This window comes from Micromonospora sp. DT229, assembly GCF_049844505.1.
Classification (GTDB): Bacteria; Actinomycetota; Actinomycetes; order Mycobacteriales; family Micromonosporaceae; genus Micromonospora.
This window is the reverse complement of sequence record NZ_JBNCLD010000002.1, coordinates 230,880-252,478: the sequence shown is the minus strand read 5'-3', so window position 1 is coordinate 252,478 and position 21,599 is coordinate 230,880. Positions and strand designations below refer to the sequence as shown.

General features: G+C 70.8%; 21 protein-coding genes and 1 pseudogene. 12 read left to right on the top strand and 10 right to left on the bottom strand.

Going from position 1 to position 21,599, the window contains the following annotated elements:
• Nucleotides 1-35: 35 nt before the first annotated feature.
• Nucleotides 36-1,340: an extracellular solute-binding protein gene (locus ACLQ2T_RS03955; RefSeq protein ID WP_425764598.1), complete on the bottom strand. Its 1,305-nt coding sequence runs from the start codon at nucleotides 1,338-1,340 to the stop codon at nucleotides 36-38.
• A gap of 229 nt (nucleotides 1,341-1,569) precedes the next feature.
• Nucleotides 1,570-2,334 (bottom strand): maleylpyruvate isomerase family mycothiol-dependent enzyme, encoded by a 765-nt coding sequence (locus ACLQ2T_RS03950; protein ID WP_425764597.1) that lies wholly within the window; start codon nucleotides 2,332-2,334, stop codon nucleotides 1,570-1,572.
• A 70-nt stretch (nucleotides 2,335-2,404) separates the two neighbouring features.
• Here ACLQ2T_RS03950 and ACLQ2T_RS03945 point away from each other — a divergent pair, with 70 nt between their 5' ends.
• Nucleotides 2,405-3,487 (top strand): UDP-N-acetylmuramate dehydrogenase, encoded by a 1,083-nt coding sequence (locus ACLQ2T_RS03945; protein WP_425764596.1) that lies wholly within the window; start codon nucleotides 2,405-2,407, stop codon nucleotides 3,485-3,487.
• 115 nt (nucleotides 3,488-3,602) lie between these two features.
• On the opposite strand, the gene ACLQ2T_RS03940 is transcribed toward ACLQ2T_RS03945, so the two are convergent.
• Together ACLQ2T_RS03940 and ACLQ2T_RS03935 are read right to left on the bottom strand one after the other, a co-directional pair.
• A complete protein-coding gene (locus ACLQ2T_RS03940) occupies nucleotides 3,603-4,430 on the bottom strand; it encodes a class I SAM-dependent methyltransferase (protein ID WP_425764595.1) in 828 nt (275 codons plus the stop codon).
• A 10-nt stretch (nucleotides 4,431-4,440) separates the two neighbouring features.
• Entirely contained in the window at nucleotides 4,441-5,211 is a 771-nt protein-coding gene (locus ACLQ2T_RS03935) for an SDR family NAD(P)-dependent oxidoreductase (RefSeq protein WP_425764594.1), read from the bottom strand.
• A 186-nt stretch (nucleotides 5,212-5,397) separates the two neighbouring features.
• On the opposite strand from ACLQ2T_RS03935, the gene mshA reads away from it, so the two are divergent.
• The 3 genes and pseudogenes from mshA to ACLQ2T_RS03920 form a co-directional block, all read left to right on the top strand.
• A complete protein-coding gene (gene mshA, locus ACLQ2T_RS03930) occupies nucleotides 5,398-6,744 on the top strand; it encodes a D-inositol-3-phosphate glycosyltransferase (RefSeq protein WP_425764593.1) in 1,347 nt (448 codons plus the stop codon).
• A 78-nt stretch (nucleotides 6,745-6,822) separates the two neighbouring features.
• Nucleotides 6,823-7,386, top strand: a complete 564-nt coding sequence (locus ACLQ2T_RS03925) for a YbjN domain-containing protein (RefSeq protein WP_425764592.1) — start codon at nucleotides 6,823-6,825, stop codon at nucleotides 7,384-7,386.
• Between the two features lie 654 nt (nucleotides 7,387-8,040).
• A pseudogene (locus tag ACLQ2T_RS03920) lies at nucleotides 8,041-8,643 on the top strand (hypothetical protein); the annotation flags it as partial.
• A gap of 386 nt (nucleotides 8,644-9,029) precedes the next feature.
• On the opposite strand, the gene ACLQ2T_RS03915 reads toward ACLQ2T_RS03920, so the two are convergent.
• Nucleotides 9,030-10,310, bottom strand: a complete 1,281-nt coding sequence (locus ACLQ2T_RS03915; RefSeq protein WP_425764591.1) for an MDR family MFS transporter — start codon at nucleotides 10,308-10,310, stop codon at nucleotides 9,030-9,032.
• Nucleotides 10,311-10,458: 148 nt separating this feature from the next.
• On the opposite strand from ACLQ2T_RS03915, the gene ACLQ2T_RS03910 reads away from it, so the two are divergent.
• Complete coding sequence (locus ACLQ2T_RS03910) at nucleotides 10,459-11,226, top strand: phosphoglyceromutase (RefSeq protein WP_327023925.1); 768 nt, start codon at nucleotides 10,459-10,461, stop codon at nucleotides 11,224-11,226.
• Between the two features lie 68 nt (nucleotides 11,227-11,294).
• On the opposite strand, the gene phoU is transcribed toward ACLQ2T_RS03910, so the two are convergent.
• A complete protein-coding gene (phoU, locus tag ACLQ2T_RS03905) occupies nucleotides 11,295-11,936 on the bottom strand; it encodes a phosphate signaling complex protein PhoU (RefSeq protein ID WP_425764590.1) in 642 nt (213 codons plus the stop codon).
• Between the two features lie 205 nt (nucleotides 11,937-12,141).
• On the opposite strand from phoU, the gene ACLQ2T_RS03900 reads away from it, so the two are divergent.
• Together ACLQ2T_RS03900 and ACLQ2T_RS03895 are read left to right on the top strand one after the other, a co-directional pair.
• Nucleotides 12,142-13,431: an ATP-binding protein gene (locus tag ACLQ2T_RS03900; protein WP_425764589.1), complete on the top strand. Its 1,290-nt coding sequence runs from the start codon at nucleotides 12,142-12,144 to the stop codon at nucleotides 13,429-13,431.
• Between the two features lie 22 nt (nucleotides 13,432-13,453).
• A complete protein-coding gene (locus ACLQ2T_RS03895) occupies nucleotides 13,454-14,137 on the top strand; it encodes a response regulator (RefSeq protein ID WP_425764588.1) in 684 nt (227 codons plus the stop codon).
• Nucleotides 14,138-14,222: 85 nt separating this feature from the next.
• Here ACLQ2T_RS03895 and ACLQ2T_RS03890 read toward each other — a convergent pair whose 3' ends face one another.
• Entirely contained in the window at nucleotides 14,223-15,032 is an 810-nt protein-coding gene (locus ACLQ2T_RS03890; RefSeq protein WP_425764587.1) for a hypothetical protein, read from the bottom strand.
• A 73-nt stretch (nucleotides 15,033-15,105) separates the two neighbouring features.
• On the opposite strand from ACLQ2T_RS03890, the gene ACLQ2T_RS03885 reads away from it, so the two are divergent.
• Together ACLQ2T_RS03885 and ACLQ2T_RS03880 are read left to right on the top strand one after the other, a co-directional pair.
• Entirely contained in the window at nucleotides 15,106-16,050 is a 945-nt protein-coding gene (locus ACLQ2T_RS03885; protein ID WP_425764586.1) for a Ppx/GppA phosphatase family protein, read from the top strand.
• A 75-nt stretch (nucleotides 16,051-16,125) separates the two neighbouring features.
• Nucleotides 16,126-16,929: a sugar phosphate isomerase/epimerase family protein gene (locus tag ACLQ2T_RS03880; protein WP_425764585.1), complete on the top strand. Its 804-nt coding sequence runs from the start codon at nucleotides 16,126-16,128 to the stop codon at nucleotides 16,927-16,929.
• Between the two features lie 45 nt (nucleotides 16,930-16,974).
• Here ACLQ2T_RS03880 and ACLQ2T_RS03875 read toward each other — a convergent pair whose 3' ends face one another.
• Genes ACLQ2T_RS03875 through ACLQ2T_RS03865 form a run of 3 tightly spaced genes read right to left on the bottom strand, consistent with a single transcriptional unit; the run spans nucleotide 16,975 to nucleotide 19,001 of the window.
• Nucleotides 16,975-17,532 carry a CGNR zinc finger domain-containing protein gene (locus ACLQ2T_RS03875; protein ID WP_425764583.1) on the bottom strand — a complete coding sequence of 186 codons (558 nt, stop codon included), beginning with the start codon at nucleotides 17,530-17,532 and terminating at the stop codon, nucleotides 16,975-16,977.
• Nucleotides 17,533-17,551: 19 nt separating this feature from the next.
• Nucleotides 17,552-18,718, bottom strand: coding sequence for a glutathionylspermidine synthase family protein (locus ACLQ2T_RS03870; protein WP_425764582.1), 1,167 nt, complete (start codon nucleotides 18,716-18,718; stop codon nucleotides 17,552-17,554).
• 1 nt (nucleotide 18,719) lies between these two features.
• Complete coding sequence (locus ACLQ2T_RS03865; RefSeq protein ID WP_425764581.1) at nucleotides 18,720-19,001, bottom strand: hypothetical protein; 282 nt, start codon at nucleotides 18,999-19,001, stop codon at nucleotides 18,720-18,722.
• 171 nt (nucleotides 19,002-19,172) lie between these two features.
• Between ACLQ2T_RS03865 and ACLQ2T_RS03860 the strand changes: the two genes are divergently transcribed.
• The 3 genes from ACLQ2T_RS03860 to ACLQ2T_RS03850 all read left to right on the top strand — a co-directional run bounded on the left by ACLQ2T_RS03860 (nucleotide 19,173) and on the right by ACLQ2T_RS03850 (nucleotide 21,561).
• A complete protein-coding gene (locus ACLQ2T_RS03860; RefSeq protein WP_425764580.1) occupies nucleotides 19,173-20,093 on the top strand; it encodes a proline dehydrogenase family protein in 921 nt (306 codons plus the stop codon).
• A 93-nt stretch (nucleotides 20,094-20,186) separates the two neighbouring features.
• Nucleotides 20,187-20,987, top strand: coding sequence for an alpha/beta fold hydrolase (locus ACLQ2T_RS03855; protein ID WP_425764579.1), 801 nt, complete (start codon nucleotides 20,187-20,189; stop codon nucleotides 20,985-20,987).
• Nucleotides 20,980-21,561: a TetR/AcrR family transcriptional regulator gene (locus ACLQ2T_RS03850; protein WP_425764578.1), complete on the top strand. Its 582-nt coding sequence runs from the start codon at nucleotides 20,980-20,982 to the stop codon at nucleotides 21,559-21,561. The genes ACLQ2T_RS03855 and ACLQ2T_RS03850 overlap by 8 nt, the downstream gene beginning before the upstream one ends.
• Nucleotides 21,562-21,599 lie beyond the last annotated feature (38 nt).

Sequence of the window (21,599 nt, the reverse complement as noted above, 5' to 3'; positions counted from 1 at the left end):
CGGATCGGCGGCGGGGGTGGCGGCTGTCGGGCCGGTTACTTGGCGGCAGCCTTCTTGGCGTTGGTGACGGCGTCCTGCCAGCCCTGTTCGGGAGTGCGCTGCCCCAGCTCGACGGTGCGGACGGCGTTCTCCACCTCGGTGCGGACCGCCTGGTTCTTCGGGCCCATGTAGACCGGCTTCAGGGTCTTGGCACCCTCGGCGAAGATCGTCCCGATCGGCGCTCCGGAGAAGTACGCGTTGGTGGCTTCGGCGATCGCCGGGTCGTTCAGGGCCTGCGGTGAGGAGGGCAGGGGGCCCTTGGCCTTGAAGGCACCGATCTGCCCCTGCGGGCTGGTCAGGAACTTGACCAGCTTGATCGCCTCTTCCTTCTGCTTGCCCTGGGCCGGTACGGCCAGGTGGGAGCCACCCCAGTTGCCGCCGTCGCCGGGGACCCGGGCGATGTCCCACTTGCCACTGGCCTCCGTGCCGGCGTTGCCCTCGATCACCCCGGTCATCCAGGCCGGGCAGGCGATGGTGGCGAACTTGGCCTGCTTGAAGGCCGAGACCCACTCCTCCGACCAGGAGCCGTACTTGCCGGACAGGCCCGCACCGATGATCTTCATGGTGGTGTCCCAGGCCTGCTTGACCGCCGGGTTGCTGTCCACCACGAGGTTGTTGCTGGTGTCGTAGTAGTGGTAGCCCTGCGCCTTGCCGGCGGTCTGCAACACGATGGTGTTGAAGGTGTTGGTCGCCGCGTCCAGGAACGAGGCGCCGGTGTTCGCCGCCTTGAACCGCTCGCCGACCCCGATGTAGTCCTCCCAGGTCGGCCAGAGCTTGGAGACCTCGTCACGCTCGGTGGGCAGCCCCGCCTTGGCGAACAGATCCGTGCGGTAGCACATCGCCATGCCACCCACGTCGGTGCCGAGCCCGATCAGCTTCTGCCCGTCGGCGGTCAGCCCCTGGTTCCACTTCCACTCCAGGAAGTTGCCCTTGAGTTCGCCGGCGCCGTGGTCCAGCAGGTTGACGAAGTTGTCCGGGTTGGCCTTGTACTCGACCATCAGACCTTCTTCGATGGCGACGACGTCCCCGGCGCCCTTGCCCGCGGCGAGCCACTGGGTCAGCCGGGGCGAGTACTCGTCCAGGTTGCTGCCGGTGCCCCGTTCGACGATCTTCACTCCGGGGTTGGCGTCCATGTACTCCTGGTAGAGCTGGTCGTAGCCGAGCTGTCCGAAGACGTCGACCGTGAGGGTTATCTGGCCGTCGTCGGCCGCGTCGTCGCCGGCGCAGCCGCTGGTGGCGAGTAGTGCACCGATCGTTGCCAGGGCCACCGCCGCGAGGCGGTGGCGGGTAAAGGTGCCCATGGTCTGGTGACCCCTCTCAGGTGTCCAGGTGGCGGTGCGGGATTGTGAGAGAGCGCTCTCACGTAGCCTGCGCTCCCCGTCGGGAGGTGTCAAGAGAGCGCTCTCTCGCCCAGAGGTCACAGAACGGCCACGAGCCGTCGACGGGTGTGCTTTCGCCGTTACGGCGGAATGGCGGTTACCTAGAGGTCCGGTAACCGCCATTCCGGCGAAACGGTGTTGATCTGTGGGGTCAGCCGGTGCGTACTCCGTCGAGCAGGGTGGGGTCGCCGGCCACGGTCAGGGATTCGAAGCTGACCCGTCCCCAGAGGGCCAGCAGCAGGTCGCTCGCGGTGCCGCTGACGTGCACCCGGGCGTGGTGCTCGTCGTGGTCGAGGATGGTGCCGGTGTCCAGCAGGGCCACCCCCTCGCCGCGTAGCCGCAGGTACCACTCCTGCGCGGCGTCGGTCGCGCTGAGGCGTACCAACCCCCGCCATTGACCGGTGGCCGCGCGCCGACCGGCCGGCAGCCAGGTGTCGAGCACCTCGCTGACCCCGTCGGCCGCCAGCTTGGCCTCGATCGGGTCACCGGCGGCGATGGCGAGTTGGGCGTCCCAGCGGTGCAACGCCGTCTCGTGCGCCATCCGGCGCGGCCAGAAGCCGGCCTTCTTGGGCTGGGGGGCCCAGTTCCAGGCCGGGGCCTCCGGGTCCAGGGTGTCGAAGAGGACCATCAGATCGTCGTACGCCTGCTGCCACTGTTGCGCGGCCGTGAGCCCCGGGACGGGCTCCGGGCGCTGCGACCTGGGCTGCTCCGGCGCGGTGGTCCGGCCCGCGCCGGCCACGGCGCGTACCCACTGGTAGATGCCGGTGAGGTGCAGGGCCATGTCGGTCACCGTCCAGCCGGGGCAGGAGAGCACCGGTGTCTCGGGTGGGGCCTCGGCCACCGCGGCGGCGAACGCCGGGCCCTCCGCCCGGAGCGCGCCGATCCAGAAGTCCTTGGAGCCGTGCATTCTGCTCATCGCCATCCTCCCGGGGGTGACCCGGCCACCAGTGGGTGCCGCGGCTGCCTCTCAGCCTAGGGTGAAAGCTGTGTCTGACGTCTACGCCCAGCCGACAGCCGCCGCCCAACCCGCTATTCGGGGTGATCTGTCGCAATACACCACATTGTGCCTCGGCGGACCGGCCACGCGGGTCGTCACCGCAGCCACTTCCGACCAGATTGTCACTCACGTACGCGAGGCGGGCGAGCCCGTACTGCTCCTCGCCGGGGGTAGCAACGTGGTGATCGGCGACGCCGGTTTCCCGGGCACGGTGGTCCTCGTCCGATCCCGGGGTCTGCGGGTGCTGACCGAGGACGAGCGGACCGTGACCATCCGGGTGGAGGCCGGCGAGCCCTGGGACGACCTGGTCGCCACTACGGTGCGCAACGGCTGGTCCGGGCTGGAATGCCTGTCCGGCATCCCCGGCTCCACGGGTGCCACCCCGATCCAGAACGTCGGGGCGTACGGGCAGGAGGTCGCCGAGACCATCGTCGGCGTGCAGGTGTACGACCGCATCGCCGGGACGGTCCGTCAGGTGGTGGCGGCCGACTGCGGCTTCGCGTACCGGGGCAGCATCTTCAAGTACAGCGAGCGCTGGGTGGTGCTGGCTGTCGACTTCCGACTGGCCCGCTCGCCGCTGTCCGGCCCGGTCCGGTACGCCGAACTGGCCCGCGCCCTAGGCGTGGAGGTCGGTGACCGGGTGCCGCTGGCGCACGCCCGGGAGACCGTGCTGCGCCTGCGGGCCGGCAAGGGGATGGTGCTGGATCCCTCGGACCCGGACACCCGTTCGGTCGGCTCCTTCTTCACCAACCCGATCCTCGACCCGGCCGGATACGAGGTGCTGCGGCAGCGCGCCGCCGACCTGGGTGAGCCGCCCGCCTGGCCGGGCGCCGGGGACCTGGTCAAGGTCAGTGCCGCCTGGCTGATCGACAAGGCCGGCTTTGGCAAGGGCTATCCCGGCCCCGAGGGGGTCGCCATCTCCACCAAGCACACCCTGGCGCTGACCAACCAGACCGGCACCGCCACCACCCAGGCCCTGCTGACCCTGGCCCGCGAGATCCGCGACGGCGTCCAAGCCCGCTTCGCGGTAACCCTCCACCCCGAACCCGTCCTGATCAACTGCACCCTCTAACCCACCGGGCGCCGCCCACCCCACCCCCTGCCGGCGTCGCCCACCCCACCCCCTGCCGGCGTTGATCAAGAGGTTTGCGTCGCCGAAGGCGATTTTCCAGACGCAAACCTCTTGATCACCTGGTCCGAAGTGGGGTGGTTGGGGTGGGGGCGTTGGGGGCGATGGGGGGCCAGGGGAGGGTCAGTTCGCCCAGGCGCCAGCGGCGGGGGCGGTGGAGGATGGGCCAGCCCTGGGCGCGGACGGCGGCCACGGTGTGCAGCCAGCGTTGGCGAGGGCCGTACGGGGCGTACGCGGCGGCGGCCTGCCAGGCGTCGTCCAGGGCGCGGATCAGGGCGTGGATGGGTTCGCCGGGGACGTTGCGGTGGATCAGGGCCTTGGGTAGGCGTTCGGCCAGTTCGGCCGGGGTCTGCATGGTGGACAGCCGGGCGGCCAGGGTCAGCGAGCGTGGGCCGGTGGCATCGAGCAGCACCCAGGTGGCCAGGCGACCCAACTCGTCGCAGGTGCCCTCGACGAGCAGGCCGCCAGGCGCCAGCCCTGCGGTGAGGAGGGCCCAGGCGCCGGCCACCTCAGCTTCGTCGTACTGCCGCAGCACGTTGAAGGCGCGCACCAGGACCGGGCGCAGGCCGGCCAGTTCGAACCCGCCCCGGGCGAAGGTCAGGCCGGGTGGGTCGGCGGCGGCCTGGGCGACGGCCACCCGGCCAGGGTCGATCTCCAGCCCGACCACCCGTACGTCGGGGCGTACCCCGACGGCCAGCCGGGCGCGCAACTCCACCACGGTCACCGGGCTGGCGCCGTACCCGAGGTCGACCACGAGGGGGTCCGGTGCGGAGCGCAGCATCTCGCCGCAGGTGTCGACGATCCAGTTGTCCACCCGTCGGAGCCGGTTGGGGTTGGTCGTGCCCCGGGTGATCACCCCGAGCGGCCGGGACGCCCGCGTCGGCATGCCGCCTTCCTCAGGCTCCGCTCGTGCGATGCACCTTGTGCTGGGCGGCCTGCGCCAGCGGACGGACCACGAGACGGTCCACATTCACATGCTGGGGTCGAGTAGCGCACCAGGCGATGCAGTCGGCCACATCTTCGGCGACCAAGGGCTCGGCTACCCCGGCGTACACCGCCTCCGCCCGGTCGGCGTCACCGCCGAAACGGACCAGGGAGAACTCGTCGGTCTTCACCATGCCCGGGTCGATCTCGATCACCCGTACCGGTCGGCCGCACAACTCCAGCCGCAGGGTGCCGGCGATCGCCGTCTGGGCGTGCTTCGCGGCGGTGTAACCGCCACCGCCCTCGTACACCGTGAAGCCGGCGGTCGACGAGACGATGACGATCGTGCCGGCGCCGGAGGACTCCAGTGTGGGCAGCAGGGCCTGGGTCACCCGCAGGGTGCCCAGCACGTTCACGTCGTACATCCATTGCCAGTCGCCGACCGACCCGGCTTCCACCGGCTCCAGACCGCGTGCCCCACCGGCGTTGTTGACCAGCAGGGTGACCGGACCGGGCGCCTGCTGCGCGGCCCGCGCCAGGGCCGCCACGGACTCCTCCGAGGTGACGTCACAGGCCACCGCCGTGGCGCTGCCACCCTCGGCGGTGATCCCGGCGACCAGTTCGGCCAACCGGTCGGTACGCCGGGCGGCGGCCAGCACGTGAAATCCCTCGCCGGCCAGTCGGCGTGCGGTGGCGGCCCCGATCCCGCTGGAAGCTCCGGTGACGATGGCGACACGACTCATCCGGCCATTCTCGCCCCTGTCGAGGGGGCATACCCCGGCTACCCCCGCGATGAGGTCGATCACGCCCGTGGCCCCTGGGCGACGTATTACCAGCCGCCGATCGGGAAGATGGCATCTGGCGCGGAGGTTGACGCAGAGGCACGTCGGTCGTGCAGTACGGCATCAACCCTGGCTTAGGGAGCAGAAGTGGCGGATTTGCACACCGGTGTCGGTCGTCAGCGAGGTGCCCTGCCGTGGCCGCGACCTCGGCGGATCGCAACCCTCTCGGTGCACACCTCACCTCTGCACCAGCCGGGCACCGGGGACGCGGGCGGCATGAACGTCTACATCCTGGAGGTCGCCCGGCGGCTGGCCGAGGCCGACGTCGAGGTGGAGATCTTCACCCGCGCCACCTCGGGTGACCTGCCCCCGGTGGTGGAGGTCGTGCCAGGGGTGCACGTCCGGCACGTGATGGCCGGTCCGTTGGAGGGGCTGACCAAGGAGGAACTGCCCGGTCAGCTCTGCGCCTTCACCGCCGGGGTACTGCGGGCCGAGGCGGCCCGCCCGCCGGGTTACTACGACCTCATCCACTCCCATTACTGGCTCTCCGGCCAGGTCGCCTGGCTGGCCAAGGACCGCTGGGGGGTGCCGCTGGTGCACACCGCGCACACCCTGGCCAAGGTCAAGAACGCCCAGCTGGCGGCCGGGGACCGGCCCGAACCCAAGGCCCGGGTGATCGGCGAGGAACAGGTGGTCGCCGAGGCCGACCGGCTGGTGGCGAACACCCGGGTGGAAGCCCAGGACCTGATCGACCGGTACGCGGCCGACCCGACCCGGGTGGCCGTGGTCGAGCCCGGGGTGGATCTGGACCGCTTCCGCCCTCCGGCCGGTGACCGGGACGCCGCCACCCGTACGGCCCGCGCCCGACTGGGCCTGCCCACCACCGGTCACCTGGTGGCCTTCGTGGGTCGGATCCAGCCACTGAAGGCCCCGGACGTGCTGATCCGGGCGATCGCGGCATTGCGCCAGCATGATCCCGCGTTGGCCGGTGAGGTCTCCGTGGTGATCTGCGGTGGGCCCAGCGGCAGCGGACTCGACCGGCCCACCGCCCTGATCGAGTTGGCCGCCTCGCTCGGCGTCGCCGACCGGGTGCACTTCATGCCACCGTGTACCGGGGCTGAGCTGCCCCTGCTGTACCAGGCGGCCGATCTGGTCGCGGTGCCCTCGCACAACGAATCCTTCGGCCTGGTCGCTCTGGAGGCCCAGGCCTGCGGTACCCCGGTGGTGGCCGCCGCCGTCGGCGGCCTGGTGACCGCGGTACGGGACCAGGTCAGCGGGGTGCTGGTGGGTAGCCATGACCCGGTCGACTGGGCGCACACCCTGGCCGGTCTGCTGCCGGACCGATCCCGCCGAGCGCGACTGGCGGTAGGTGCCGCCCAGCATGCCCGTAACTTCTCCTGGCACCGCACCGCCGAAGGCCTGCTCGCCGTCTACGGCGAGGCCCTGGTGACCCACCGCGCCCACCTGACCTCCGCCCTGGCCGCCTCCTGCTGAGGCGTCAGGGCGGTGGCTTGAGGGTGGCCGGGGTCTGGCGACGGGCGGTGTCCTCCGGGCGGCCGTAGAGTTGATCGGATGAGTGACCTGGGTGCTCTGATCGAGTCGGTCTGCGCCGAACGGGAACTGCCCTGCGCGGTTACCGGTCCCGGCTCGTACGCGGTGACCCTGCCCGGTACGCACAAGCTCAAGACGATCTGCAACCTGATCGTCGGTGAGCACGCGCTGCGGATCGAGGCGTTCGTGATGCGCCAGCCGGACGAGCGGCGTGAGGAACTCTGGGCCTGGTTGTTGCAGCGGAACGCCCGGATGTACGCCGTGTCGTTCTCCATCGACGCGGCCGGCGACATCTACCTCACCGGCCGGGTCAATCCCGCCGGAGTCGACGCCGACGAGCTGGACCGTCTGCTCGGCGCGGTGCTCAGCTACGCCGACGAGTCCTTCGACACCATGCTGGAGATCGGCTTCGGTAGTTCCATCCGCCGGGAGTGGGAATGGCGGGTCAAGCGGGGCGAATCGACTGCCAACCTCGCGGCCTTCGCCCATCTGTTCGAGCCGTCGGAGGCGACCGGCACCGAACCCGCCGAACCCGCCGAGACCGGCGACGGCGGCGTGCCGGCGGGGGGCCCGGATCGGTCCTGACCGGGACTGCGGTACCCGATTCGTGGTTTAGCGCGGTTCTGCTGGGTAAGCCGCAGCGCGCGGTGCGGCTTTGGGACCCGCCGTGCGCCGAGACTCCAGTGTCGAGGAGCGTGAGCGTCCATGGCTCAGCGAAGTAGCACTGGTCGCGGCGGGACCGCGACCAGGACCAAACGGCAGGCAGGCAACCAGACCCCGAACACACCACGGATCTCCGAATCGGAGATCTCCCGGATGCGGGTGGACGACATCCGGGGCCAGTTGCGTCGGTACGGGGTCTCCGGCATCTCCGCCCTGCGTAAGCCGGAACTGGTGAAGAGGCTGGCCAGTACCCTCCGGTCGGGCGGGGCGGCCCGCGGCAGCAGTGGACCGGCCGGTCGGGCCAGCACCACGAGGAGTGCCGGGACGACGCAGACCCGTACCACGGCGGGCCGGGCGAAGGCCACGCCCGCCAAGCGGACCGGCCCGGCGCGGTCAGCGGCAACCGGCACCACCCGACAGACCGGTACCGCCCGCAAGTCGACGACGGCCGCCCGCAAGGCCGGCACCGCCGGCACGACGACGGCTACCGCCCGGACGACCACCACCGGGGCCCGGAAGGCGGCCCCCCGTAAGACGACACCGGCCGCGAAGGCCACCTCGGCGGGCAAGGCCACCGCCGCCCGCAAGTCCGCGCCGCCCCGCAAGGCCGCTACCGGCACCACCAAGGCGCGTACGACGACCCGCACGACCACCCAGGCCCCAGCCCGTGCCGCGCGGAAGACGGCCCCAGCCCGTGCCGCAGTGAAGACGGCACCTGCCCGTGGCGCGGCGAAGGTGGCCCCAGCCCGTGCCGCAGTGAAGACGGCACCGGCCCGCACCGCAGCCAAGGCGGCACCGGCCGGTGGCGGGGTGCGGACCGGCAGGTCGACAGCCCGTTCCGCCCGGTCCTCGCAGGTGATCTCCTCGTTGCAGGACCGGCCGGAGCGGCCGGGTCGGAGCCTGGTCACCACCAACCATGAGGTGATCCAACGGTGGGCCCGGGAGCGGGGGGCGAAGCCGGCCACGATCAGCGGTACCGAACGTGAGGGCCGGGTCGGGGTGCTGACCTTCAACATCCCGGGTTATCGGGAGGGTGGCCGGATCCGCGAGATCAGCTGGGATGACTGGTTCCACACCTTCGACCTGCGGCGGCTGAACTTGATCTACCAGGAGCAGCTGCGTGACGGTCGGCAGAGCAACTTCTTCCGTACCGAGTCACCCGATCGGGAGGACGGGTAGCAGGTTTGCGGGAATCCCGGCCGGGTATGCGCTGTTGGCCGGGAGGGAGCAGCCCTCTGGAGGGGACAGGGCCGCTGTGACGGGCGAGACAGCCCATCAGGTTGAATCCGGCCCACGGGGCGAACTAGCTTTATTGCACCGCACCACGCTTGGAACCGTTCGGGGGAGCGGCAGATCGCGCAGATCTGTGCACCAGGTGAGGTGTCGGAGGACGGGTGGATCAACACCGTTGGGGGACGGTGTCCACCTGTTTGGACCGGCGGCGCGAGCGGGCGTCGCTTACGGGGGTGAGTGCCGCCCGCCGCCGCCGGTCGTAACGTACGACACGATGTGCCCGGTGCCCACGCGCCGGGCGCATCGCGTTTTCCGCGCCGAGGGTGCGGGGCCTAGCCGCCGCTGGGCGCGACCGGCTCGGCCGTCTTCAGGGTCGCGGGCGGGGACCCGGCCCCGGTGGTACGCAGTGCGAGGGCCCGCCGCTCCCGGGCCGGCCCGGACACCAGGTGGCCCACCGCCATCACCAGGCCGATGCCGGCGCAGCCGAACCACAGCGTGGCGTTGCCGGCCTGTTCCCGCACCAGGCCGCCGAGGATCGGCGCGATCGCGCCGGCCAACTGCCAGGAGAGGGAGAAGGCGCCCTGGTAGCGGCCCCGCAGTTCACTCGGGGACAGTTCGGCGATGAGGGTGGCGTTGGAGGGTGAGTTGAGCATCTCGCCGACCGTCCAGATCAACACGGTCAGCCCGTAGAACCAGGCCGTGTCGGCGAAGGCGGTCAAGCCGAAGCCGAGGCCCATCACCACCGCCGCCAGCGCGAGGACGTGCGACCGGCTGCGCCCCCGGATCAGCCGGGGTACGAAGAGTTGGCCGACCACGATGAGGACCCCGTTGAGCGCGATCACCGAGCCGTAGGTGGCCGGGCTCAGCCCGGAGTCGGCCATCGCGATCGGCAGCATCGAGATGTGCTGGAGGAAGACCAGCGCGCCGAGCAGGTTCAGCCCCACGAACCACAGGTAGACCCGGTCGTTCAGGATGGCGCGGAAGGCGCCGACGGGGGCGGCACTGGCTCGGGTACTGACCGTTATGGTCCGGGTCTCCCGCACCTTGACGAAGATGATCACGGCGGTGACCAGCGTGGTGGCCGCGTTGATCACGAACAGCAGGAGGTAGCCGGCCTGGGCGGCGAAGCCGGCGAGCACTGCGGCGCAGGCGAAGCCCAGATTGATCGCCCAGTAGTTGAGCGAGAAGGCCCGCAGTCGATCACGTTCGGGCACGACGTCGATCATCATCGCGCCGAAGGCCGGGCGGGCCGCCTCGGCGAACAGGCCGAGCAGCAGGGCACCCAGCCCGACCGCCCAGAGTTCGTGGGCGAAGCCCAGCGCGAGCATCATGACCGCGCCGCCCAGGTGGGCGGTGAGCAGGGTCGGTCGCCGTCCCCACCGGTCGCTCAGGGTGCCGCCGACGGTGGCGCCGACCGCGCCGCCGGCTCCCCAGAGGCCCAGCACGACGCCGGCCTGCGAGGCGGAGAATCCGCGTTCCTGGGTCAGGTAGATCGCTAGGAAGACGAGGACGAAGGAGCCGAGCCGGTTGATCAGGGTGCCGGTCCACAGGTACCAGAAGATCTTCGGCAAACCACCGGTGGTGTCCTGGAGCCAGCCCTTTGCCGCACGCACGCCGGCGCCCCCGTCCGTAATGAGTGATGATCCAATGAACCCTTACAACTTAGTGGCGCTGCGAGAGCAAGGTCATCCCGTTTTCCACGTGGTGGTCGTCACGACCCTTCCCGCGCGTACGTTCCCGGGTTACGGCAGGATGATCGGCATGACAGCGAGCGAGGGACCCACCGTCGGGACGCTGGTCCTGTTGCGGCACGGCGAGAGCGACTGGAACGCCAAGAACCTCTTCACCGGTTGGGTCGATGTGGACCTGACCGAGAAGGGCGAGAACGAGGCGCGCCGCGGCGGCGAGCTGCTGCGCGAACACGACCTGCTGCCGGACGTGGTGCACACCAGCGTGATGCGCCGCGCCATCCGTACCGCCGAACTGGCGTTGAACGCCGCCGACCGGCACTGGATCGCGGTGCGTCGGTCGTGGCGGCTCAACGAGCGGCACTACGGCGCCTTGCAGGGCAAGAACAAGAAGCAGACCCTGGAGGAGTACGGCGAGGAGCAGTTCATGCTCTGGCGCCGCTCGTACGACACCCCGCCCCCACCCATCGCCGACGATGACGAGTGGTCTCAGGTGGGCGACCCGCGGTACGCGCTGCTGCCGACCGAGCTGATGCCCCGTACGGAGTGCCTCAAGGACGTCGTCGAGCGGATGCTGCCGTACTGGTACGACTCGATCGTGCCGGACATCCTGGCCGGTCGGACGGTGCTGGTGGCGGCGCACGGCAACTCGCTGCGCGCCCTGGTCAAGCACCTGGACCAGATCAGCGACGAGGCGATCGCCAAGCTGAACATCCCCACTGGGATTCCGCTGCGCTACGACCTCGACCCGCAGCTGCGTCCGCAGACCCTCGGCGGCACCTACCTGGACCCGGAGGCGGCCAAGGCGGCCGCCGCCGCGGTAGCCAACCAGGGCCGCTGAGCTTTTCCGTTGTTAAGAAGGGCCCCCTGCTATACGCGAGGCGTTAACAGGGGGCCCTTCCTTGCACCTCAGGCGGGTTTGCCGGTGATCAGGTAGACGACGTGTTCCGCGCTGTTGACCGCGTGGTCGGCGAACCGCTCGTAGAAGCGGCCCAGCAGGGTGGCGTCGATGGCGGTCTCCACCCCGTACGGCCAGTCCGCGCCGAGCAGCACCCCGAACAGGCCCCTGTGGAGTTCGTCCATCGCGTCGTCGTCGCTGTCCAGTTCGGCGGCGAGATCGGCGTCCGGGTGGGCCAGCACGGCGGCGATCTTCTCCGCCATCCGGTCGGCGATGGTCGCCATGTCGGTGAAGACCGGCCGCAGTTCCGCCGGCACCGCCGGGGAGGGATGGCGGCGCAGGGCGGTCTTGGCCACATGGTCGGCCAGGTCGCCCATCCGTTCCAGGTCCGCGGCCACATGCAGGGCGGTGATCATGGCCCGTAGGTCGGAGGCGACCGGGGCCTGACGGGCCAGCAGGTCACAGACCCGCTCCTCCACCTGCCGGTACAGCTCGTCGATCTGGGCGTCCTGCTCGATGACGGTCTCGGCGGCCCGCCGGTCGGCGGCGAGCAGGGCCCGGGTCGCCTGTCGTAGCGCCGCCCGTACACCCTCGGCCATCTCCACCAGCAGATGGCTGACGGCTTGCAGTTCGGCCCGGAACTCGTCGCGCATGCTCACGTCCTGTCAGTCGTCGCGGCCGGCCGGTCTCGGCCGGTGGTGCTTTTGCGCAGGTCGGCGCCCAAGTTAGGGCCGCTGGGAGGCCCGGAGGTGAACGCCGGTGAACTGAGCCGGACGGGAAGGTGAACTTTCCCGGAAGTGAGCGTGCTTCGCCCCTTTCGTCCGGTAGTGGGATCAGCATTGACCCTACGATCACCGAGTGACGTGGGCAGTGGCGGCGGCAGTGGCCGGGGCGCTGGCGGCCGGGGTGGTCGTCGGGCTCTGGCTGTCCCGACTGCTGCCCGAGGCGCCTGGTCCGGGCGGCTCCCCCCGCAGGGGATGGGACCGGCTCCGGTTCGGTAAGGGGAGGCACCCGATCGTCGAGGATGTGCAGGCCGGTCTGGGTCGACGAGCGATCGACTCGCTGCGTGCGGGGGTCGTGGTGCTCGACGCCGAGGACCTGCCGGTGCTGGTCAACCCCGCAGCCCGGGCGTTGGGGCTGTTGCGTACCGGGGCGCAGCCGGGTTCGGTCGTCGCGCACCCGTTGGTCCGTACCCTGGCCGGGCAGGTCCGACGCACCGGGGTGCGTCGCGAGATCGAACTCGACCTGCCCCGGGGCCGCGACAACGGCGGGGAGAACCCGCTGGGGGTGCACCTGCGGGCGATGGGGCTGGGCAACGGCCATGTGGCCGTGGAGGCGGTCGACGTCACCGAATCCCATCGACTGGCCCGGGTCCGCCGGGATTTCGTGGCCAACGTCAGTCACGAATTGAAGACGCCGATCGGCGCGCTGCAACTGCTGGCCGAGGCCCTGCTGGACGCCACCGAGCCGACGAGCGCCGGGCCGCCGGACCGATCCGAGGATCTGGTCGCCGCGCGTCGCTTCGCCGAACGGATCCAGCACGAGTCGACCCGGCTGGGCCGGCTGGTGCAGGAGTTGCTGGAGCTGACCCGGTTGCAGGGCGCCGAACCGCAGCCCGCCCCGGAACCGGTCGCGGTGGACTGGGTGATCTCCGAGGTGATGGACCGCACCCGGACCGCGGCCACCGCCCGACGGATCACCGTGGCGGTCGAGGGGCAGCGTGGGCTGACGGTGTACGGCAGCGACAGCCAGTTGGCCACGGCGGTGGCGAATCTGGTGGAGAACGCGGTCAACTACTCGAGCGCGGACACCACCGTCCTGGTCACCGTCCGGGCCACGGCCGATCATGTCGAGATCGCCGTCACCGACCAGGGCATCGGCATCGCCCCCACCGACGTGGACCGGGTCTTCGAGCGCTTCTACCGGACCGACCAGGCCCGTTCCCGCGCCACCGGTGGCACCGGGCTCGGGTTGGCGATCGTCAAGCACATCGCCAGCAACCATGGCGGACGGGTCGAGGTGACGAGCACCCTGGGTGGTGGGTCGACCTTCACCCTCCGACTGCCCGCCCGTCCCCCGGAGGATCTGCTGTCCGCCCTGCCGTCGGTGGGTGTCGATCCCGGTCCGGCCGAGGTCCCGCAGAGTTGAGTGCGAATGGAAAGGAAAGCCGTTGAGCCGCGTACTGGTGGTCGAGGACGAGGAGTCGTTCTCCGACGCCCTGTCGTACATGCTCCGTAAGGAGGGCTTCGAGGTCTCCGTGGCCGCCACGGGCACCGCGGCCCTGACCGAGTTCGACCGCAGCGGCGCCGACATCGTGCTGCTCGACCTGATGCTGCCCGAGATGTCCGGTACCGAGGTCTGTCGTCAGCTACGCCAGCGCTCGCACGTACCGATCATCATGGTCACCGCCCGGGACAGTGAGATCGACAAGGTGGTGGGCCTGGAGATCGGGGCCGACGACTACGTCACCAAGCCGTACTCGCCCCGGGAACTGGTGGCCCGGATCCGGGCGGTGCTGCGCCGCCAGAGCGTGGAGGCCGTGGAGTCGGGCTCCGCGACCCTGGCCGCCGGCCCGGTCCGGATGGACATCGAGCGGCACGTCGTCACGGTCTCCGGGGCTGCGGTGCAACTGCCACTCAAGGAGTTCGAGCTGCTGGAACTGCTGCTGCGCAACGCCGGGCGGGTGCTCACCCGGGGCCAGCTGATCGACCGGGTCTGGGGCGCCGACTACGTGGGCGACACCAAGACCCTGGACGTGCACGTCAAGCGCCTGCGCTCCAAGATCGAGCCGGAGCCCTCCAGCCCTCGGCACATCGTCACCGTGCGGGGCCTCGGGTACAAGTTCGAGCCCTGATCGTCGCAGTCAGGCCGGGCCGTCGCGGTCAGGCCGGGCCGTCGCAGTCAGGCCGGGTCGTCGCGGTCAGGCCGGGTCGTCGCGGTCAGGCCGGGTCGGCGGGGTGCGGGGCGGCCAGGCCCTGCCGCAGCCGGGTCGCGCACAGCTCGGCGAGCTTCGCGTACGCGGAAGCGCCGATGAGGGCGGTCAGCTCCGGACCGTACGACAGGTACATCGGCTCCGCCCCGACGTGCGCGTCCGTGGAGGAGGTGCACCACCAGTCGAGGTCGTGACCACCGGCGCCCCAGCCCCGCCGGTCGAACTCGGCGAGGGTGGAGACCAGCACCTTCGTGTTGTCCGGCCGGGTGACCCAGTCCTGATCCCGGCGGATCGGCAACTGCCAGCACACGTCCGGCTTGTACTCCAGCGGATGCACCCCGTCGCGCAGCGCCTGGGCGTGCAGGGCGCAGCCACCACCGGCCGGGAAGTCCGCGTCGTTGAGGAAGACACAGGGTCCCTCGGTGTCCTGGGTGGCCGTCCGCCGGGCCGGGTTCTTGCCGTCCACGGTGTCGTTCTCGGTCCAGTTCTTGAACCCCCGACGGAAGTGCTGCCAGGTGGCCGGGGTCAGTCGCTTGACCGCCGCCCGGACCCGCTTCTCGTCGTCGGAGTCGGTGAAGAAGGCCCCGTGCGAGCAGCAGCCGTCGGCGGCCCGCCCGGCGATGATGCCGTGGCAGCCCTGACCGAAGATGCACGTCCAGCGGGAGAGCAACCAGGTGAGATCGGCGCGTACCAGGTGCCGCTCGTCCGCCGGGTCGACGAATTCGATCCACTCCCGGGGGAAGTCCAGCGGCACCTCACGGCTGCGCGGGTCCGCCGGGTCGTCCACCAGCACGCGGAGTTCGATCTGCCCTGTCACCCGGCCCAGCGTACGCGGGGTGGGGCGGGTGGGCCGGGCAGTGCCGCGAACGGGTTGCCCTAGGGTCGGGCCCATGCGACTGGGTGTCCTCGACGTCGGTTCCAACACGGTGCACCTGCTGGTGGTCGACGCCCAACCGGGTGGGCATCCCTGGCCGGCGCACTCCGAGAAGACGGTGCTGCGGCTGGCCGAGCAACTGGGGCCGGACGGTGCGCTGCCCCCGGCCGGCGCGGACGCCCTGGTCGAGGCGGTGGGCGCGGCCCGTGCCTCGGCCACCGCGCTGAAGGTCGACGAACTGCTCGCCTTCGCCACCTCCGCGGTGCGCGACGCGACCAACGGCGCCGAGGTGCTCGCCCGGGTTCAGGAGACCACCGGCGTACGCCTGGAGGTGCTCCCGGGCGCCGACGAGGCCCGGATGACCTTCCTGGCGGTACGCCGGTGGTTCGGTTGGTCGGCCGGTCGGCTGCTGGTGCTGGACATCGGGGGTGGCTCGCTGGAGATCGCGGCCGGTGCCGACGAGTACCCCGACCTGGCGGTCTCCCTGCCGCTGGGGGCGGGACGGCTGACCCGGGACCGGCTGGCGGTAGATCCGCAGAGCGCGGCGCCGCCGGGACCCCAGGCGGTCGACGAGCTTCGGGAGTACGTGGAGAGCCTGCTCGAACCGGTGGCCGAGCGGATGGCCGAGGTGGGCTGGGAACGCCCGGTGGCGACCTCCAAGACCTTCCGTACCCTGGCCCGGTTGGCCGGGGCCGCCCCCAGCGGAGCCGGCATCCGGACCCGACGCCGACTCACCCGCGCCGGGCTGCGCCAGGTGCTCGGCTTCATCCGGCACATCGCCCCCGCCCAGTTGGCCGAGTTGGAGGGGGTCAGCCGCGCTCGGGCACACCAGTTGCTGGCCGGTGCGGTGGTCGCCGAGTCGGTGATGCGCCGCCTGGGCGTCGACTCTTTGGACATCTGCCCGTGGGCGCTGCGTGAGGGAGTGATCCTCGATCGGTTGGATCGGTTGGCGCCAGAGTGACACCCTCAGCCGTTTTGACCGGATTGCTGAGCTCTCGTCGCTTTGGTGCAATCGATGGCGGCTACCCTCGGTGGTGTGACTTCCCGCGTTCCCGTACTCCTGTCCACCTCCTCGGTCTTCCCTGAACGCACCGCGGCGGCCTTCCAGCTGGCCGCCGAACTCGGCTACGACGGGATCGAGGTGATGGTCTGGACCGACGCCGTCAGCCAGGACGCCGGGGCGCTACGGGGACTCGCCGAGCACTACGGGGTGCCGGTGCTCTCCGTGCACGCCCCCTGCCTGCTGGTGACCCAGCGGGTCTGGAGCCCGGACCCCTGGGAGCGGCTGCGTCGCTCGGCCATCCTGGCCGAGACGCTCCAGGCGCCGACCGTGGTGGTGCACCCGCCCTTCACCTGGCAGCGGGACTACGCCCGCACCTTCGCCGACGGGCTGGACGAGGTGGCCGGGGAGTTCGGCGGAATACACATCGCGGTGGAGAACATGTACCCGGTTCGGATGGCCGGTCGGCAGTTCGTGCCGTACGCGCCCGGATGGGATCCGACCACGGTCGGCTACGCCTCGTACACCCTGGATCTGTCGCACTGCGCCGCCTCGCACACGGACGCCCTGGGGATGGCCGACCGGATGGGCACGGGCCTGGCCCATGTGCATCTGGGTGACGGCACCGGCGAGGGCCGGGACGAGCACCTGGTGCCCGGCCGGGGCGGTCAACCCTGCGCCGAGCTGCTGCGTTCGCTGGCCGGGCGGGGCTTCACCGGCTCGGTGGCGGTCGAGGTGACCACCCGGGGCGCGAAGAGCCGGCAGGACCGCGAGGCGGACCTGCGTGAGTCCCTGGCCTTCGCCCGCGAGCACCTCAGCGCCACGCCGGTCGAAGCCTGAGCGCCCGGTCGAGGCCTGAGCGCTCGGTCGAGGCCTGAGCGGTGGTCAGGACACCGGGGCCAGCGGATCGGTCTGGGTCGGCACGGCCGCCCGCTTGCGGGCCCGGTGCGCGGCCACGTGGGAGCGGGTGGCGCACCGCTCCGAGCAGAACCGGCGGCAGCAGTTCGACGAGGTGTCCAGGTAGACGTTGCCGCAGCGGTCGTCCGCACAGACACCGAAACGGGCGCTACCGTACTCGCAGAGCCAGACCGACAGCCCCCACACCGCACCGGCGAGGAATTCCGAGCTGACCGAGGAGCCCCGGCTGGTCACATGCATGTGCCAGTCGCTGGAGTCGTGGCCGGAGATGCGCGGCTGCACCGGGAACGCCTCCAGCAGCGAGTTCAACTCGGCCACCGCCTCGGCGTCGCGCCCGGAGGTGCCGTACTCGAAGACGTCGCGCAACCGCTTCTGCATCCGCCGGAAGACCGCCAGGTCGCGCTCCGCGACCTCGTCGCGCATCCAGGCGTTGTCGTCAGGGAAAATAGCCCGTAGGTCGTCGAGGCCGTCCAGGCGGGCGTTGACAAGGTCAACTCCGGTCCGGGCGTACGCGTCGAAGTTCACCCCTCCAAAGGTAGTCCACTCATCCGCCGCGCGGCGCGTCGATGTAGTGCGGCAGGAATCGCGCATAGCCGTCGGTGATCAGGCTCGCGCTCTCCCGCAGCCCCACCCCGGCCGACTCGCCGTCGACGGTCCAGCTGCCCAGCACCAGCCGATTCCCGGCGAATTCCGGCAGGGCCCGGAACTCCTGATAGCAGAAACCCTCGTCGCCGTAGTCACCCGGATTGTCGATTTCGCCGGTGGGGGTGACGATGCGTACCGCCGCACCCTCCCGACCGAGCAGGGGCTTGGCCACGTACTCCGACATCCCGCGCGGTGAGTCGAGGTAGGCCGGCAGCAGCAGCTCGTGGTCGGGGTACAGCTCCCAGAGCACCGCCAGCAACGCCTTGTTGGACAGCAGCAGCTTCCAGGCCGGCTCGATCCAGGTGGTCGGGGTGCCCGGTTCCAGGGCCAGCGGGCCGTACGGCTCGGCGAGCATCCACTCCCAGGGGTACAGCTTGAAGCAGGTGGTGATGGGCTGGTCGGTCCGGTCGACGAAGCGACGGCCGTCCCAACCGATCTGCTGGATCGGCAGCAGGGTGACCTCCAGCCCGGCCTGGCGGGCGGTCTCGGCCAGGTAACCGGCGGTCATGTGGTCCTCGCCGGACTCCTCCTCGTTCGACCAGACCACATGCACCCGGCGATCGTGCAGGCCGGCACCGATCTTGGCCCAGGCGCCGACCAGTCGCTCGTGCAGGCTGTTCCACTGGTCCAGCTCCGGCCGGGTGTGCTCCAGCCAGAACCACTGGATGATGCTCGCCTCGACCAGGGCGGTGGGGGTGTCGGCGTTGTACTCCAGCATCTTCGGCGGCCAACTGCCGTCGTACCAGAGGTCGAACCGGCCGTAGAGGGTGGGCGGGGACTCCCGCAGGGAACGGGCCACCGCCTCGGCCGCCCACTTGGGGATGCCGAACTCGGCGTACCGGTTGCGAGCCACCACATGCTCGGCGGCGGCCACCGACATCCGGTGCAGCTCCTCGGTGGCCTCCTCCAACCGCAGCACCTCGTCCAGGTCGAAGGCGTAGGCGGCGGTCTCGTCCCAGTACGACATCACCTCGCCGTCGGGCAGTTCGGTGTCCACATACACCAGACCCTGTTCCCGGATGGTGCTGTCCCAGTCGGGACGCGGGCTGACCTCGACGCGGCGCATCTCAGCCCCCGCAGGAGGCCTGGTGGGAGCCGAAACCGCCGCGCTCGGGCACGGCCGAGGCCACCGGCTCCGTCACCGGGCGACCGACCCCGATCTCGGCGCCGGGTGACGGGGTACGCACCGCCATCGCCACGGTGTCGCCACCCCCACCCGGACCCATCGCACAGTCGTCGTCATCGTCGTCGGAGGTCATGTTGCAGCCGGAGAGCGCGAGCGCCAGCGCGGTGAGGGCACCGAGTTGCACGGAGGCGGAGCGGAGGCGGCGTCGGGGGAGTTGTTTCACGCCATCGTTGTAACCGATGAACGCCAGGCTCGCCGCCCCGGGCTGGGGTTCAAAGGAGTATGGAAGGCTGCCCTTCCCCCTCGAAGTGTTGAAAGGGGGCCCTTCCTTACAACGCGGGCGGGGTGGGCTGGGGCCGCAATCTGGGGGCGGGGTGGGCGATACCCTCGGCTCATGCTCCGTTCCGTGATTCTCGCCGCCTCCCGGTCATCCCGGGTCGAGCGGCTCGTCGCGACGGCCCCGTTCTCCCGGGACGTCGTGCGCCGGTTCGTCGCCGGTGCGCAGACCGCCGACGCGTTGCGCGTGACCCGCGAACTCGTCAACGGTGGCCTAGCGGTCACCCTGGACCACCTCGGCGAAGACACTGTCAACCCCGAGCAGGCCACTGCCGTACGCGACGAGTACCTCGCCCTGCTGGGGCGGCTGGCCGAGGAGGGGTTGACCCCTGCGGCCGAGGTGAGTGTCAAGCTCTCCGCGCTCGGTCAAGCCTTCGACGAGCAGTTGGCCTACGACAACGCCCGGGCGATCTGCGCCGCCGCCGAGGCCGCGCGGACCACGGTCACCCTGGACATGGAGGACCACACCACCACCGACTCGACTCTCGACATCCTGGCCAAGCTGCGCAAGGACTACCCCTCGACCGGGGCGGTGCTCCAGGCCTATCTGCGGCGTACCGAGTCGGACTGTCGTGACCTGGCCGCCGCCGGGTCCCGGGTGCGGTTGTGCAAGGGGGCCTACAAGGAGCCCGAGTCGGTGGCCTACCAGTCGGCCCGCGAGGTGGACAAGTCCTACGTGCGGTGCCTGAACATCCTGATGTCGGGCGGCGGCTACCCGATGCTGGCCACCCACGACCCCCGACTGATCGCCATCGGGGAGGACCGGGCCCGCTGGTTCGACCGGGCGCCGGACCGTTTCGAGTTCCAGATGCTCTACGGCATCCGGCCCGAGGAGCAGGACCGGCTGGCCGGCGAGGGCTACACCGTGCGTACGTATGTGCCGTACGGCGACGACTGGTACGGCTACCTGATGCGCCGGCTGGCCGAGCGTCCCGCCAACCTGGCCTTCTTCGCCCGCGCCCTGACCTCCCGCAAGTAACCACCCTCGCCCGACGGACCACGGCAGGTTCCACCGGACCCTGCCGTGGTCCCGTCTTGACGTCGGTTGGCTAATGGCATTAGCCTAAGGGCTATGAACACTAGCTTTGTGAAGCGTGGCGACGGGCGAATCGCCTACGAGGTGCACGGTCGGGGGCCGCTGGTGGTGCTCTCGCACGGCATGGGGGAGAACCGCCACTCCTACCGGCACCTGATCCCCCTGCTGGTGGCGGCCGGCTACCGGGTGGCCTCGGTCGACGTACGGGGCCACGGCGACTCCACCACCGGGTGGGCCAGCTACGCCCCGGCCGAGGTGGGAGGCGATCTGCTGGCGGTGATCCGGGAACTCGGCGGTGGGCCGGCCACCCTGGTCGGCAACTCCTCCAGCGCCGCCGCCGTGGTCTTCGCCGCCGCCGAGGAACCGGCCCTGGTCAACGGGATCGTGCTGGTCGGCGCCTTCGTCACGGAGCCGAAGCTCAACCCCTTCATGCGGCTCGGGGTGTGGGCGGTGGTGCACAGTCCCCGGCTGTTCGGCATGTTCCACCGCACCCTGTTCCCGGTCCACCGCCCGGCAGACGACGCGCAGTACCGCAAGAGCCTGGTGACCGCGCTTCGTCGGCCCGGCCGGATGCTGCCGGTCCGCGAGGTGGCCGCCCCGGTAGCGCCACACTGGACCACCCTCGCTCCGCAGGTGAGTCAACCGGTGCTGGTGCTGATGGGCACGAAGGACCCGGACTTCCCCGACCCCGGTGCCGAGGCCCGGGCCGCCCGGCGCCTCTTCCCCCTCGCCGAGGCACGGATGATCACCGACGCCGGGCACTACCCGCACGCCGACCGTCCCGAGGCGATGGCCGCCGAGCTGACCACCTTCATGGCGGTGACCGATCGTGCCTAGGGTCGGGCTGAACCCGCAGATCGTGGTGCGCGAGGCGGCCCTGCTGGCCGACGAGGTCGGCTACCAGCAGCTCACCCTGGCCGCGCTGGCCGGTCGGCTCGGGGTCGCGTTGCCCAGCCTCTACAAGCACATCAAGGGCGCCGAGGCGTTGGCGCAGAAGCTGGCCGCCCTGGCCACGGCCGAACTCGCCGAGGAGATGACCACGGCCGCCGCCGGTCGCAGCCGGGAGGAGGCCCTGCGGGCCGTGGCCACCGCCTACCGGTCGTACGCCCGACGGCATCCCGGCCGCTACCCGATGGCCCAGCGGGTGCCGGATCCGGCCGACCCGGCGCATGTGGCCGCCGGAGAGCGCGCGGTCGGGGTGGTCTACGCCATCCTGCGCGGGTACGGCATCGAGGGCGACAGCGCGGTCGACGGGGTACGCATGTTCCGGGCCGCCGTGCACGGCTTCGTGGCCCTGGAAGCGGAGGGCGACTTCGGCCTGCCCCGGGAGGTCGACCGCTCCTTCGAGCAGATGATCACGGCCCTCGATGTGGCCTTCTCGGCCTGGCCGGGCGGCGCCGACCTGGACTGACGGCATGGCGGGTCATCGACTTACCCGCCGGGGCTCGT

Bases quoted from the DNA above. Each gene is read 5' to 3' on its own strand.
- ACLQ2T_RS03955 (WP_425764598.1), bottom strand. From the start codon at position 1,340: ATGGGCACCTTTACCCGCCACCGCCTCGCGGCGGTGGCCCTGGCAACG.
- ACLQ2T_RS03950 (WP_425764597.1), bottom strand. From the start codon at position 2,334: ATGAGCAGAATGCACGGCTCCAAGGACTTCTGGATCGGCGCGCTCCGG.
- ACLQ2T_RS03940 (WP_425764595.1), bottom strand. From the start codon at position 4,430: ATGCCGACGCGGGCGTCCCGGCCGCTCGGGGTGATCACCCGGGGCACG.
- ACLQ2T_RS03935 (WP_425764594.1), bottom strand. From the start codon at position 5,211: ATGAGTCGTGTCGCCATCGTCACCGGAGCTTCCAGCGGGATCGGGGCC.
- ACLQ2T_RS03925 (WP_425764592.1), top strand. From the start codon at position 6,823: ATGAGTGACCTGGGTGCTCTGATCGAGTCGGTCTGCGCCGAACGGGAA.
- ACLQ2T_RS03910 (WP_327023925.1), top strand. From the start codon at position 10,459: ATGACAGCGAGCGAGGGACCCACCGTCGGGACGCTGGTCCTGTTGCGG.
- phoU (WP_425764590.1), bottom strand. From the start codon at position 11,936: ATGCGCGACGAGTTCCGGGCCGAACTGCAAGCCGTCAGCCATCTGCTG.
- ACLQ2T_RS03885 (WP_425764586.1), top strand. From the start codon at position 15,106: ATGCGACTGGGTGTCCTCGACGTCGGTTCCAACACGGTGCACCTGCTG.
- ACLQ2T_RS03870 (WP_425764582.1), bottom strand. From the start codon at position 18,718: ATGCGCCGCGTCGAGGTCAGCCCGCGTCCCGACTGGGACAGCACCATC.
- ACLQ2T_RS03860 (WP_425764580.1), top strand. From the start codon at position 19,173: ATGCTCCGTTCCGTGATTCTCGCCGCCTCCCGGTCATCCCGGGTCGAG.
- ACLQ2T_RS03855 (WP_425764579.1), top strand. From the start codon at position 20,187: ATGAACACTAGCTTTGTGAAGCGTGGCGACGGGCGAATCGCCTACGAG.